Source organism: Leptospira inadai serovar Lyme str. 10 (assembly GCF_000243675.2).
Classification (GTDB): domain Bacteria; phylum Spirochaetota; class Leptospiria; order Leptospirales; family Leptospiraceae; genus Leptospira_B; species Leptospira_B inadai.
The window spans coordinates 24,114-38,948 of sequence record NZ_AHMM02000025.1; the positions used below are offsets into that span (position 1 = coordinate 24,114).

General features: G+C 43.3%; 10 protein-coding genes. 4 read left to right on the forward strand and 6 right to left on the reverse strand.

The features are described 5' to 3' along the window. Positions 1 to 77: 77 nt before the first annotated feature. The 4 genes from LEP1GSC047_RS15880 to LEP1GSC047_RS15895 all read right to left on the reverse strand — a co-directional run bounded on the left by LEP1GSC047_RS15880 (position 78) and on the right by LEP1GSC047_RS15895 (position 5,198). Complete coding sequence (locus tag LEP1GSC047_RS15880; protein ID WP_010417521.1) at positions 78 to 1,334, reverse strand: hypothetical protein; 1,257 nt, start codon at positions 1,332 to 1,334, stop codon at positions 78 to 80. 300 nt (positions 1,335 to 1,634) lie between these two features. Further along, positions 1,635 to 2,039 carry a type II toxin-antitoxin system tRNA(fMet)-specific endonuclease VapC gene (gene vapC, locus LEP1GSC047_RS15885; protein WP_010417517.1) on the reverse strand — a complete coding sequence of 135 codons (405 nt, stop codon included), beginning with the start codon at positions 2,037 to 2,039 and terminating at the stop codon, positions 1,635 to 1,637. Continuing rightward, complete coding sequence (gene vapB / locus LEP1GSC047_RS15890; RefSeq protein ID WP_010417515.1) at positions 2,039 to 2,269, reverse strand: type II toxin-antitoxin system antitoxin VapB; 231 nt, start codon at positions 2,267 to 2,269, stop codon at positions 2,039 to 2,041. Before vapB ends, vapC begins: the two co-directional genes overlap by 1 nt. A 463-nt stretch (positions 2,270 to 2,732) precedes the next feature. After that, positions 2,733 to 5,198 (reverse strand): S8 family serine peptidase, encoded by a 2,466-nt coding sequence (locus tag LEP1GSC047_RS15895; RefSeq protein WP_010417512.1) that lies wholly within the window; start codon positions 5,196 to 5,198, stop codon positions 2,733 to 2,735. Between the two features lie 370 nt (positions 5,199 to 5,568). Here LEP1GSC047_RS15895 and LEP1GSC047_RS15900 point away from each other — a divergent pair, with 370 nt between their 5' ends. Beyond that, complete coding sequence (locus tag LEP1GSC047_RS15900) at positions 5,569 to 6,168, forward strand: thioredoxin family protein (RefSeq protein ID WP_010417510.1); 600 nt, start codon at positions 5,569 to 5,571, stop codon at positions 6,166 to 6,168. 613 nt (positions 6,169 to 6,781) lie between these two features. Here LEP1GSC047_RS15900 and LEP1GSC047_RS15910 read toward each other — a convergent pair. Then, positions 6,782 to 7,720: a hypothetical protein gene (locus LEP1GSC047_RS15910; protein ID WP_010417504.1), complete on the reverse strand. Its 939-nt coding sequence runs from the start codon at positions 7,718 to 7,720 to the stop codon at positions 6,782 to 6,784. Positions 7,721 to 7,742: 22 nt separating this feature from the next. Then, the gene (locus LEP1GSC047_RS15915; protein WP_020988973.1) at positions 7,743 to 8,252 is read right to left on the reverse strand and encodes a tellurite resistance TerB family protein; all 510 of its coding nucleotides are present in this window, start codon (positions 8,250 to 8,252) and stop codon (positions 7,743 to 7,745) included. 115 nt (positions 8,253 to 8,367) lie between these two features. Between LEP1GSC047_RS15915 and metG the strand changes: the two genes are divergently transcribed. Genes metG through LEP1GSC047_RS15930 form a run of 3 tightly spaced genes read left to right on the forward strand, consistent with a single transcriptional unit; the run spans position 8,368 to position 14,773 of the window. Next, a complete protein-coding gene (gene metG, locus LEP1GSC047_RS15920) occupies positions 8,368 to 10,404 on the forward strand; it encodes a methionine--tRNA ligase (protein ID WP_010417499.1) in 2,037 nt (678 codons plus the stop codon). A gap of 5 nt (positions 10,405 to 10,409) precedes the next feature. Beyond that, positions 10,410 to 13,049, forward strand: a complete 2,640-nt coding sequence (locus LEP1GSC047_RS15925; protein ID WP_010417498.1) for a [protein-PII] uridylyltransferase family protein — start codon at positions 10,410 to 10,412, stop codon at positions 13,047 to 13,049. Positions 13,050 to 13,051: 2 nt separating this feature from the next. Next, entirely contained in the window at positions 13,052 to 14,773 is a 1,722-nt protein-coding gene (locus LEP1GSC047_RS15930; protein WP_010417496.1) for a glycoside hydrolase family 13 protein, read from the forward strand. Positions 14,774 to 14,835 lie beyond the last annotated feature (62 nt).

Sequence of the window (14,835 nt, forward strand, 5' to 3'; positions counted from 1 at the left end):
CCCTTTTCATCCGAGGCGGTGGCATTCGTCCTTCGATTCCTGGCCTCGGACGGTTCCGTTCTGATCCGCATCAGTCTTTAAGGTGTTCCGGGTTTTCGTTCTTGGTTTGCCGTTTTTGTCTTCAGGAAGTCTTCTATCCCTGATAATCTTTGCGTTATTCCTCCGACTTCTTTATCGACCGTGGCTCTACAGTTGCGTAGATCGATACCTCTTTGATTTGCGAGTGAAACGGAATCCGATAATGATTTGTTTTTTTCGGAAATTTGCGCCTTTAACTCGGCAAGTTGGGAAGCGCAGGTATTCCAATCGTTTATTTTGGAATTCAGAGAGAGGTTCACGTCGTTCATATTTTTCTTTAGTTCGGTTATCATCTTTGACGATTCCGAAAGTTTTCCATTGCAAGTGTTAATGTCTCCGATCTTAGTTTGAATTTGGCCGTTTAAATCGGTTACGTTTTTCCTGGAAGCGACGAGATCGACGTTGCATGCGTTTCCCCTTTCCGTTAAGGAAGCGATCTCGATCGTTTTGGATTGTAGGTCGGAGTTAAGTTGTGTGATCGTCTTTTGTCGATCCTCCACTTTTTGGGATGCATCGGAAAATTTAGACGCAAATACGGCGGCATCCTGGGTTTTAGAGGTAAGTTGGACATTGACAGTTTCGAGCTCTTTTACTCTTTCTTGATTTTCCTGTAAAGACTGAGCGAGTCTTCCTTGCGTTTCTTTCAATACCTGGGCAGTATTTTGCGACTCCGTTCTTAATCTTTCGATTTCCGCTTCCAACTCCCCGACTTTCCGATGCGACAATTCGATATACTGCTGATAATTGCTAAGCAAGAGAGATGTATCACCTTTAATTTCTCCGGTTTGCGTTATGTATTCCTGTTCGAGAATTTTAATTTTAGAATCCAAATGATCCTTATCGATATTTGCAAGAGCCTGGTTGACGTAATCCGTACTCATCGACAATAGGATGTTGACAGTAAGGACCATGACTCCGATTTTTCCGACGTTCGTGACGACCCTTTTACCGGTTTCATTATCCTTCTCGTGAAAGTCGTGAATCGTCGCAAAAACGCCGTAGATAAAGGCGAATAAAGTAGTGAGTTCACGGAAGATCGTTAATATGTCGTCGATCGAAAGATAAGAGGAGAGAACGATCAAAACGAACCCGCATGCTATAAAAATGTACGAGACGATGGATTGCCAAGCGATAAAGAACTTTAGTTCTTTCCGTTCCTTATATCCCGTATATAAATAGAATAAGATCGGTATTGAAAATAGAATAAAGAATATATGGGGAAGTCTTCTTACAAAAAGTTCAATATTATCCTGCATGCTAATATCCTTAGTTAATTAAAGCGGTCTTCGCATAATCCGGATTTTTCTCCGAAATATTCGGGTGCATTTGGTATGTGTTATCCGATTCTTAAAACGGATCAATAATTAATATGTGATACGGAAAGATCGAACGCTAAAAAAGTCGAAAGTATCGAATAAAAATCGGCGTAAACGGATCTTCACTTAAACCTGGAAAGGTCGAATCGATGCTTCATGTAAGAATTTTGGACTTTCAAATTCGGCGTGTTCCGAAACAAATTCGAATGTAGGATACGAAGTTTGGCGTGGAGGCTTAAACTACAACGACCAATCTTCTAAATTTAAATTTAAATTTCTAACCCTTTTGAATTCTTTCGTATTATTCGTTACAAAAATAAAGTCTCTGGAAAGAGCCTGCGCTGTTAACAAAGCATCAATCGAGCCGATCAAATTGCCTGATTTTTTCAGGTCGGCTTTAATTATTCCGAATGCCTGCGCGTCAGATTGTTCAAAAGGAAGAATTTCAAAAATAGATAGAAATTCAATTAAAGAGATTCTGTTCTTCTCTTTATGCACACTATTTTCAATCCCAAATTCTAACTCTGCTAGAGTAAGAGCAGAAATGTACAACCCTTTACTCAAATTCTTTTTCAGTTTATCTAGCAGCTTTGGATTTTTCTTCTTTATAATAAAAATGCAAATATTAGTATCAAGAAGGTACATTAAAAGTTTTCTCTTTCCGCCTCGGAAAGTTCCACTCTACCTTCTTTTAGAAAGTCTTCGGTAAAACCGTTCAAACCATCGAGAAAAACGTTCCATGCTCTATTCTTAGGAACTAAAATAACGGCATCCCCGACTTTTTGAATAAATACATCCTCTCCTTTAAATTGGAATTCTTTCGGAAGTCGAACCGCTTGACTTCTTCCATTTACAAATAATTTCGCAGTTTGCATATTTCTAATACCAAAAAATAGTATATACCATGGTATATCACATGTCAATCTTGAATTCTAATTTCCATGAAAATTTATATCCGTTAAGAATAAAGACGGAAAGGTCGAATCGATGTCTTCGTAAGATCTAAAACACAAGACAAGATCTGGCATACCCTTGTCGTCGGATGATTTTTTTAATCTTTTCATTCCGACAGCGATTCGTTGATAATCCACCGTTTCAACATACGTTTACTTATCTAGTTACGTTCAATATTAGCTTACACATCCACATTTTCGTGTTCACTAAACAGGGGGAACCACTACATTGAGTAATCGAAGAGAAGGTTCTCCTTTCTAACCTAAGATTGTGACCGACAATTTTTAAGAAAAGGAGAACCTCTTTCCCAAACATCTCCTCACCTGCCTCCGACGGAAAGTATAGGACCCATCTCCAGCGCGGAAGGAAAGCGGGTAAACTGGATCAAAGTTCCTCCCTTCCCGCACAAAAGACGCTGATCGCCTTAACGGAATTTAGGACACGTCCTTCGGTTACCTTATCTCTCAGAGAGTCTATCTTATCCGCATTCCCTAACAAAGCTGCTTTCAGTTGCTGAGCCGTAGCATTCGGTTGGCATTTCTTCATTTGGACTAATGTGGCGGCTACCAAAGGAGCGGAATAAGAAGTTCCCTGTACCCGTTCAAAATCCCAGAGAGTCGGACGGGTTGCGAATCCAAGCCTCACAAGGTTCATATTAGGACTATTCACTAATATATCTTCGCCTGGAGCTGCGATGTCGATCTTACCCGCACCGAAATTGCTAAAGTGCGCTAATTGAGGAGTCTGTCCGGTTCCCAGAGAACCTTGAGATAGAGCTGCAACTCTAATCACAGGATCATACGTTCTATCCAGATCGGTCGGTGCATCATAGCATTGAGCGGAAAGTTTCCTTTCACAAAACTCATTCATGGGCTTACTTAGATTTCCGGCGGCAGCGACGAGGATACTCTTGTTTTTCCGTCCAATGAGACGGATCATTTCGTAGTACTGATTTAGGAGTTCGCGACTTGCCTGCGACATCGTATCCGGGAGGTCGTTTATTATAGAAATAGAAATATTTACGATCGGATCTTCCTCACTACGAATATCATTCCAGAGATTAAGCCAATTCAAGATTTCTTGATAATTAGAAGAAGCTTCTAAGCCCAATTGACGTATGATCATCGGGGTTCCGGGGGCAGCTCCTACCACTCTATCCGATATCACGGATGCAACCCTGCTTCCATGAGTAAAACCTAAATAACTTGGCGGTGAACCTCCATCGTTATTGTAGCTCACTCTTCTATACTCTAAAGATTGGTCTTGTAAATAAACGAAGTCGTCCACTACTGTTACGGTAATTTCCGGATCATGTTTTTTAGAATAATACGCGGATAAATAATTCCAAACCTGTTTGGCAAGAGTCTTAAACAGTAATGCCTTGGCACCGCTAGTAAACTTGCAATCCGCTTTTTGATACCCGTCATTCTCGGTTCCTCTCTTTTGTCGTGAACCGGTTTGATCCGAAGGATCACATTCTTCCGCGTCGTCCGCAAGCGGGCTTCCTTCCTTTCGGACCAATTGGCAGACGGTTGGCTCCAGAAGTCCTTGTATTGCGCAGTGCATCGGATATCCGGTCTCTTCCGCTGCTTGGATCCATTTTTCGTTTTTAAAGACGCCTTCTCCCAGCAACATTTCCGGATCGGTGTGGAGGTCGCTTTTGTAGGAGCCTGGCTCGTTTACTCCTCCAAAGGAAGATCCCTGGGAGAGAGTGCAGGTATAATAATAACTGCTATTACCGGACATGACTCTTCTGCAAAAGTCGGCTTTGCCGTCATTATTCGCATCGATCCAGCCTCGTGATGTGCCCGCTCCCAATTCCATGCTTCCCGATTTGACCGCGGATGCAAAACCGTTCCCCGTCGAAGAGAGGCATTGGATGGTGTTCGAATCTGAAGCATAACAAAAATCTAATTTTCCATCCCCGTTCCAATCCGTCCACCAGCGCACAGTGCTCGGATCATCCGCCTTTAGTCCGGCAGCAATGGGATCGCTCGCCACCTGGGAGCCGAACTTGCCTCCTTCGTTTTTCATGAATAGGATCCTGATCCTTCCGTTGGCTTCTTCGATCCAAGTAAAGTCCTTGTCAGCATCTCCGTCGATATCCACCCAGCTAGGAAAGGTGATCTTTGCAGTTTCGCTTGTAAAATTCAGTTTTGCAGTGTTTGTAGAAACGAATTTGTTTCCTTCGGAAATTTGACAAATCATCTCGTAGCCTAGGCCAAAGTTCCCGGCATAACAATAATCCGATCGTTTGTCTCCGTTGATATCTACCCAATATAAGCTGGATTTAATGGAATCAAATCCGCGAGGGAGAGTTCCTTCGATTGCGGATCCCCCGATATACTCTCCCTTTTTGTTTTCTACTATACTAATGCAGCGAACACTGTAGGAGGCATTTCCCCCGGATACGCGAACGTCGAGTCCGCAATAATCCGGAATTCCATCTCCGGTAATGTCGGTAAATTTAGGTTGTAATAAGCCAAGAACGGCACCGGAAGAAACGGATATTTTGAATAACTTACTGAATTTGCCATAATGATTTATGCTACAGCTAAGAAAGGAGGACAGATCCAAATTTGTGGTTTTGTAGCAAAGGTCCTCGATTCCATCACTATTTGCGTCCGCCCAATAGTGCGTATTGAGTCCTAGGATGCTATTCGTTTCCAATCGATCGTTTTTCGTTTCGGGAGAAAAAAGGATGCGTATCGCCTTTGCGGATCCGGTATTATCTTTGGAAGGGCAATCGCCGCCTAAAACGAAAAGGATTAGTAGGCAGGATAAAAAAGCGGAATGTAACTTAAGTCTTTTGCCTGCATTGAAAAATGAAAATAAGGAGACGTTTCTCATACTCATTCATTGGTTTTTAAAAAGAAAATGTATCTGATAATATTCGGAGATTTACATTGCAGAGAACAGAAGGCAGAAAATTATTCCGATTCCCTTGACAACAATTTTTTTAAAAATGAATCAAAGTATGATCCGACAAAAAAACTTCCATGATAACGCGCCAGATGGGAGTTCCCTTTCAACGATAAAAAGAGAATTTATGTACCACGGAAAATTTATATCCGTTACGGATAAAGACGGAAAGGTCAAATCGATGCTTCCTGTAAGCATTTTCGACTTTCAAGTTCGGCGCGATCCGAATAAATGACGAACCCGCCTAACGAGGTCCGGGTCTAAAAATAATCATCCTGTTTGATCGGTAGGCTATAAAATGAAACGAGCGTTTTTTCTATTCTCGATACTTTCGATATTTGTTTATTCACTTTCCGCGATGAAGCCGGGAGATATGGCTCCGGATTTTTCGGAAAAGGATATCTCCGGAAAATTACGTAATTTATCCGAGTTTAAGGGTAAGTTTTTGGTTCTCGAGTGGCATAACCAAGGATGTCCTTTTGTTAAGAAACATTACGGATCCGGAAACATGCAAAAATTGCAGAAGGAAGTAACCGCAAAGGGAATAGTTTGGTTAAGTGTGATATCATCCGCACCGGGAAAACAGGGTTACGTCACCCCGGAGGAAGAAAAAGAGTATCTGAAAAAGTCCCAAGCCTCTCCTTCCGCAGTATTATTCGATTCGGATGGAACTATGGGAAAGGCATACGGAGCGAAAACGACTCCTCAGATGGTGCTTATTTCTCCTCAAGGAAAAATACTGTATAACGGCGCGATCGATGATAAACCTTCCACCGATCAGTCCGACATCCCGTCGGCGAAAAATTATATTTCGGCTGCGATAGATGAGGCATTGGCAGGTAAACTGATCAGCGTTTCGACGTCACAACCTTACGGTTGCTCCGTTAAGTACGAGTAATAATCATCGTTAAGCGCTCTATTTTTTCAGGGGAGCAACTACGAGTCGGTCCGAATTATCATGGAATCCCGGATTCGGACGAGTCAGTCGTCCGAATGCCCTGCGGATCATCTTCCCAAAGGGAAAAATTCCGGTACGACTCCGAAGACTTCGATTAACATACTAATATATATGGATTCGTTTCCCGGAGCGTCGAGAACCTATCGTATCAATCTCCCGAAGAGAGGATCTTTCCTGCCCGAAAACCGGCAAATTAATGAATGGCAAAGAATAAAATTGCGATAAAGAACGCGAAACCGATCGATATTTTATACTTTTTAATCGAGAAGTCCCCGTCGGAAATCGTTTTTATAATCAAGTAGGCGGGGTGCCAAAAAAAGAAAAATGAATATTAGTGAAAGGAAATGGATTGCCGCAACGATCCGCCTCGGTTTCGAATCGACCGCGCTTAATAATTGCATACAAGCGAAAGAGAACATATTGGAGGAAAAGAAAAATTAATGTATCTTGGAACGCTAAATCATTTCGCCTACGGGCAATAGAACGGCTAAAAATCCTCCGAACAAAACGAATCCGTTCCCGAGTCGGAAGAGCGGAGTCATTCGCAAAATCTTTATTCCTTTCCTAAAAACAAACGTATCCCTTTTGCAATCGTTTGCAACGTACGAGCCATCAGGCTCTCCAGCTTGGTTTGCAGGAATAATTCCATAATTAACTTTCTTAATGCGATATCGAACGGCAAGTTGAATTCCTTCCAATCTATTCCGAATCGAAACGGATAACTTTCGGAATGTTCTTCGGGAGAAACGCTCGAATGTACGAGTGTTCCTTCGAAGTCGGTATGATTCTCGTCAATATGTCTAAATTCGACGGATAAATGAACCTGCTTTTTAAAAAGAGGCAGCGGGATGATTTCTAACCCTGCCAGTTCCCCCCATGTAATACCGGAAAGGTTTAAGTATCCTCTATCGCCGTTACGTAACGTTCCAATTCTCAGCATTCCTTCCCGCCCTAAACGACAACTTCCCATTTTACTCCGAAAAAGGATTTCTAACGGAGAGCCGACATCCAAAAGCCCGTTTTCGATTTTTATATCGCGGATCTGGATATTGAAAATCGGCGTTAAAGTGCGATCTTCTATATCGATACTTGAATGAGTTACTTTTTCGAACTTAATTTGAATACGACCGCGACCGGGGAGATAAGGCGTTTTTTTGCGAGAATCGACTCGATTGGTGTAATCCATATGAAAGGAGCGGATGTTTACACCCAGAAATATTAATTTTCCTTTAAGTATTTTTGCGATAGAGATTCGGAATTTGAGAAAACTGCCTTTGGCATGTACGATATCCGTTCCTAGTTCCCCGGGAAAATATATCGTAAAGCTTCTCGCCCAGACCCAGAGACCGGGCATTATGATGCCGGGCGTAAGCCATCCGAATTTAAAGAGCCGGAAAGAAATAATATTTACGATTAATTGAAGGACGGGACCGGAAAGAAGAACTTGAATACCGAAATAAACGAAGAGTAGAACGATAAAATATGAGGACATTAAAGTCGAGCGAGACTTTTACTTAGTCTTTATCGCTCGCATCCGAGTATTTATTATCGATATTTTTTTTATCCATCTGCGATATCTCTAATTCCTTAGCAAGATCGCTTAAGAATTCTTTTTCCCTATCCGTAAAGGATCCGTCGGTCGCGATGATACAAACGGCATCCTCGTAAAAGTTCGCGGCTAAGACGGGATTCCCTTCCGAAAAATCCTTAATCATTTTGATCGGGAGAGGAGATTCAAAAACTTCGGACAATTCTTCCACGATTTCGTCCTTGCTATCCTGATGAGAGTCGAAAATGCAATCTTTGTCAAACATCGCTTTGACCATTTGTCCGACTAAATTTCCTTCTCTCTTATGAAAGTTTCCATCGGCATGACAAGCGTAGGACCAAAGACTTACCAATACCTTGGCATAGTTCATCTTTAACTGGAAAATTTCCGATTCCGGATCCAGGCCTTTCTGAAATTTTTCGTAAAATTCGTGGCCAGGCAGAACCTTACTCGCTAAGGATGAAACCCTCTCCATTTTTTGCCTTCCTTCTCCAAACACTTTGCGTATTTCCGAAGTATTTTACCCTACGCGGACGATTTGCAATGAAAATCCATGTTGCTTTTGCGGGAATTTTTCGCATCTTGACTACGTGAGAATCGATCGGAAACGTCGGATACTTGTTACTTCCGCCCTACCTTATGCTAACGGGCCTATTCACTTGGGCCATGTTTTGGAAGCCGTCCAAACGGACATTTACGTCCGCTTTCAGAAAGCGAGCGGGAACGAATGCTATTTCTTTTGCGCGGACGACACGCATGGAACTCCGATCATGCTCGCCGCGAGAAAAGAAGGCATTGCTCCCGAACAACTCATCGATCGTGTTCGCAAGGAACACTATCGAGACCTAAGCGGCTTTTTAGTCGAATACGACAATTATTATACGACAAATTCCGAAGAAAATCGCGCTCTTTCGGAAGAAATTTACCTTTCTTTAAAGGAAAAGGGCCATATTGCGGAACGGGAAATCGAGCAGGCATATTGTGATCATGATAAGATGTTTCTTCCGGATCGTTTTATTAAGGGAACTTGTCCGAATTGCGGGTCGACGGATCAGTACGGAGATAGTTGCGAAGTCTGCGGGGCTACGTATTCTCCCAAAGATTTAAAGGATTCTCGTTGTTCCCTTTGTGGAACTCCTCCAGTTACCCGAAATTCGAAACATATATTCTTCAAGCTCGGGGATTTTTCGGAATATCTATCGGATTGGGTGGAAAAGGGGACGCGTGTAGCGGAAGGCGTTCGAAAAAAATTGAAGGAATGGTTCCAAACCGGCCTGCAGGATTGGGATATTTCCCGCGATGGTCCTTATTTCGGATTTCAAATCCCGGGAGAAACCGAAAAGTATTTCTATGTCTGGCTGGACGCTCCGATCGGATACATGGCAGCTAGTTTAAATTTTTTTAAAGGAGACCGGGGCAGGTTCGATTCTTTTTGGAAGGACGAAGAATCGGAAATAGCCCATTTTATCGGCAAGGATATACTCTACTTTCATACTCTTTTTTGGCCCGCCACGTTAGAGGGCGGAGGATATAGATCCCCTTCCCTCGTTCATGTTCACGGCTTTATCACCGTCAACGGAGAAAAAATGTCCAAGTCTAGAGGGACCTTCATTCGAGCCGAGGATTATTTAAAACATTTAGACCCTGAGCATCTTCGCTTTTATTTGGCGGGAAAGCTAGGGCCGGGAATGGACGATCTCGATCTTTCTTTCGACGATTATACGGCTAAGGTTAATTCCGATCTGGTCGGAAACTTCGTAAACCTAGTATCGCGGGTTTCGACTTCTATATTAGATAAATTAGATAGAAGATTGGGCAAACTTTCTCCGGATGGTAAAATGTTACTGGAAGAACTGCGCTCATCGAGCGAAAAAATCCGGGAATGGTACGAGACTAGAAATTACGGCAGAGTAATGAGGGAATGTTCCAGATTGGGAGACATCGCGAATAAATACGTCAATGATCTCGCGCCTTGGACCCAAATCAAAGAAGATCCGGAAAAAGCCAGAGAGACTGTGACTGTCGGGTTGAACGCGGCTCGAATTCTCGCCGTTTATCTGTTTCCGGTGGTTCCTAAGATCTCCTCCAAAGTATATAAACTTTTGGGAATAAACGATCCACCTTCCTTTTCGGATTTGTATTCGGATCGGGAAGAAATCACGATAGCTCCCTATGAAATGATAACAAAGCGAGTGGAAGAAAAGGCAATTCAGGTTATGATAGAAGAAAATAAAACTCCCGTCGTCGAAACGACGTCGCCTCCGACTACGAATTTTAAGACGGACGGTATCGCGAATTTCTCCGAAATTTCGATCGAAGAGTTGGGAAAAATCGATCTTAGAGTCGGATTAATCATGGAAGCAGGACCCGTAGAAGGTGCGGACAAGCTGGTTCAGGTTAAATTGGATCTGGGGCCGATCGGGCATAAGAACGTTTTTGCGGGAATTAAAGCTTCGTACCAACCGGAGACTTTAAAAGGTCTAAAGGTTGTGGCCGTCGCGAATCTAAAACCGAGAAAAATGAAGTTCGGTCTTTCGGAAGCTATGTTACTTGCAGCCGGCGAAGGGGACAGTTTGACGCTCTTTGTCCCGCATAGAGATGCGAAGCCGGGTGACCGACTTAAATAGGGATTATGCCCTTAGAATTAGACATTACATACAGTTTCCAGAGACTCTTGGAAAAAAGCAGATCCGTTTCGGGTAAGCTGGTTTCCAGGCAACTGACCTTCATAATCGACTCGTTTTTACGAAGTAAATTCGAAAAGGCGGTCAGCATTCTTGGCCGCGGGGAAAAAATCGCCTTAGTCGCGTTAGGCGGCTACGGAAGAATGGAGATATCCCCGCATTCCGACGTAGATATATTATATCTTCATAATGGGATTTCGGAAGCTAAACTTTCCCAAATCATCTCGGCGATAAATACGTATCTTTATAACTCCGGTAAGGAAGTCGGACATATTTGCCGGACTATCAAAGAATCGTTTCGATATCTGGATGATATGTCCAGTTTTCACGCCATTTTAGACAGCCGCTTTTTGATCGGCTCCCGGGACATCTTTCAAAAATACAGGTTGGAGTTTTTAGAAAAGCTTCCTTCGAAATATATCGAAGCATATAACGAGACCAAAGAGCTTCAGCTTTCGGACAGATTCTTACGCGAGGACAAACCCATCCTTCTATCCGAACCGCATTTGAAATCGGATATTTGCGGTTTGCGGGATATTCAATGCGTTTATTGGCATGAGAAGGCTCTGAATCCGATTCCTTCCTTAGGAGCTCTCGCTTTGCTTCCGGTTTTTCAAAGAGGAGAGGCGCAACTTTTAGAGGAAGCCTACGATTTTTTACTCCGAGCTCGGATCGCATTGCATGTCGTAACGGGTCGTAAGCACGATAGACTGGATTTGAATCTCCAGCCCGAAGTGGCCGAATATTTAGGTTTTGGAAAGAAAGAAAATTTGCAAACCGTGGAAAAGTTCATGAACGAACTGTACGGACACCAAAAGAACGTCTTTTTCGTAATGCGTAGTTATCTTGATTTCGTAATCGAACGAAGAAAACCGGGTAGGGCCGAGTCGATCACGTATGAAGGACTTACGTTTTCCAAGGTACGCAATGCCGTATTTCCTCCGACGGAAGGGGAAGGGAATCTATTCGCCGATCCGCATACTTTATACGAGGACGTCATACTTACGTTTCGAATGATCCAGGAAACGGGGTTACTCGTATCCGGAACTTTGTTAAACGAAATTAGGTTCGCCTCTCCTTTTTTGGACGACGATTTTAGATATTCGGCGGAAGTGAATGCGGAATTTTTGAAGATCCTTAGGCTTCCCAAGGACAGAGGCAGGGTGCTCAAGTTGATGCACGAATGCCAAGTTCTCGGCGCGTTAGTTCCCGAGTTCGGGGCCTGTACTAACTTCGCCTTATTCAGTTATCATCACGAGTATACGGTGGATGAGCATACTCTATTGATTCTTCATGAACTGGATCGCCTTGATCGCGGAGAGTTCGAAGATTCCGAAATTCTTCAAGTATATAAGGAATGTGTAAAGACCGAAATTTTATCCATCGCCATTCTCCTTCACGACGCCGGTAAGGTCAAGGAAGGGGATCATTCCGAATACGGAGCGGAATTGGCGGTGTCCGTGGGAGACCGGCTGGGTCTTTCGGAGGAAGATACCGATCTTTGCAGATTCTTAGTCGAAAAACATATCTCTATGTCGGAACTTTCTTCCAAGCGCGATATTTCCGATCCCGCGTTAATCCGAAGCTTCGCAAGAACCGTAGGTACGCCGGAAAGACTCAGGCTACTTTATATTCTCACTCTGATCGACACTAAATCGGTAGGGAGTAACGTTCTTACAAATTGGAAAAAGGCGATTCTCAGCGACCTTTTTCGAAATACGATGTCTTACTTAAAAGAGAAGGGAATGCCTCAGGAAGAAATTCAAGGAGATGCCGAAAGGATCGCGCTCTCAAAGGATTTAGTGGCGTACCTGATTGAAAAGGAAGGGCAGGATCCCGGAATTTCGAGAAGCATAGCCTCCTTCGCTTATTCGGTTATTCCGCACAGTTATCTGAAGACGGTTTCAAATCGTAAGATATTGAAACATTTTAAGACGATCGCAACCTTGAGTCAGGAATCGACGGAAAAACTTTTATTCGAATCCGAAAGGGATCCCGCTTTCGTTTCCGTAGAGGTGGTAAGTCGCGGACTACCGGCGATTCTATTGGATTTATGTTGTTCCGTGTCTTCGGAAGGATTAAGTTTGGTCGGAATGCAAAGTTATACTTCAAGCGAATTTCAAATTCATATTTTACAGATAACCGATTCCCAGGGTAGCGGTAATATTTCGCCGGAAAAAATCTCAAGAATGGAAGGCAAGCTTCGCTTAATGGCGACTGGAAAATTACAGCGCGACAGTATCGCCTTCGAACCGACCGAATGGAATCCTCGCAAAGCCATACCGGAAAGCATCGTCAATCGGTCGGTACGCTTTTCCAACGAGGATTTATCGGACGTTACGATTATGGAAGTGCGGATGCCGGATATGGTCGGCTTAGTATATAGAATATTACGAAAAGTGTTTGAATTCGGATTGAAAGTGTCATATTTACGGGTTTCCACCTCGGCAGACTATGCATACGACTCGTTTTATCTTCAGACTCAAAACGGGGGGCAGGTAAAGGATGCGGAATTTCTTTCCTCATTAGAGGCTCGGATCCTGGGAATTCAGGCGACGGAAAGAGTGACAGGGGAACTCGTGTTTTAAAAATGGTCCGTATGGATTCGGCCCGCAGTTCTTCTACGATTTCTATTAGAAAAATGGAAAACCCGAGTACGCCAAAAAAAGGCAAGAAAACACCCCGCACAAAGAAAACGGATCCGGATTGGTGGAAGAACGCGGTCATTTATCAGATATATCCTAGAAGTTTCCGCGATGCGAACGGAGACGGCATCGGAGACTTGGAAGGAATCATCCAAAAGTTAGATTATTTAAACGACGGGACTCCAAATTCGTTGGGAATCGATGCCATTTGGTTGTCTCCGATTTATCCGTCTCCGATGTACGATTTCGGATATGATATCTCGGACTACGATAATATAGATCCGATTTTTGGGGACCTGGAAACATTCAAACGTCTTTTAAAGGAAGCGCATAAGAGAAAGATCCGAATCATCATGGATCTTGTCGCGAATCACACTTCGCATCTTCATCCTTGGTTTATCGAATCTAGATCATCCAAAAATAATCCGAAACGAGATTGGTATATATGGAAAGACCCGGATAAAGGAGGTCCACCCAATAATTGGATGGGAACTTTCGGCGGTAAGGCATGGGCTTTCGACCCGGAGACCGAGCAATATTACTATCATTCCTTTTTAACCGAACAACCCGATTTGAATTGGCGAAATCCGGAAGTGAAAAAAGCGATTTTTGGAATGGTTAAGAATTGGTTGGATCTCGGGGTCGACGGTTTTCGACTGGATGTGGTAAATCTCTTCGTCAAAGATTCCGAGTTTCGGAGTAATCCTCGTAAGAGATGGATTGCAAGACCGTTCGATCAGCAGGATCATCTTTACGATCGGGACAGACCCGAAATGCACGGCATCCTAAAGGATCTTCGCAAGTTGTTGGATTCTTACGGAGATAGAATGTCCGTAGGTGAAGTGATGATGGAGCCTCCCGGGACAAGCGTACTGCCCGCTTCATATTACGGAGACAAGGGCGATGAGCTGCACATGGCTTTCAACTTCGCGTTCTTTCATACTCCTTGGAAAGCGGAAAGATTTAGGGACGTGATTAAGGAATGGGAGAGGTGTTTGCGCGATAGAGGTTGGCCTAATTATACTTTAAGCAATCATGATTTTCGTCGACACATCACAAGATATTCCAAGGGATCCGAAACGATCTCTCGAGCGAAAATCGCGGCGTTAATGCTATTAACGTTACGCGGAACTCCGTTTTTATATTACGGAGAAGAGCTCGGGATGAAGGATGAAAGAGTTCCCAAAGATAGAATCCAAGATCCGGTCGGGAAGCGTTATTGGCCTTTTTATCCGAGCCGGGACAATTGCAGACTACCGATGTGTTGGTCTTCCGATAAAAACGGGGGATTCGGCATTGCGGATCCGTGGTTGCCGGTTTTTTCCCAGTACGAAACGATTAACGTGGAAACTCAATCTAGAAACGTTGATAGCCTTTTGAACTTTTATAGAAAATTAATATGGCTTCGTAAAGGCAACGAAGTGTTACGAAAAGGAAGTCTTTCCTTGGATTACGATTCTCCTCCCGGCGTTTTACAATATACTCGGGAACACGAAAAGAAGAAATGTTTGGTGATCCTAAATTTCGAGAACGAACCTAAAAAGATCGTCGCCAATGCGAATCGTACGGCACATGTACTTATCTCCACGCATCGCAAACCTGAAAAAATGGAGATACCGGTGGTTTTTGCCGTAGCTCCTTACGAAGGCTTAGTGCTGGAGTATTAAACGAAGTTTCCGTCGAAATTATTTAGATTTATCCTAACTCGATTTTTTAAATTAGATTCTTT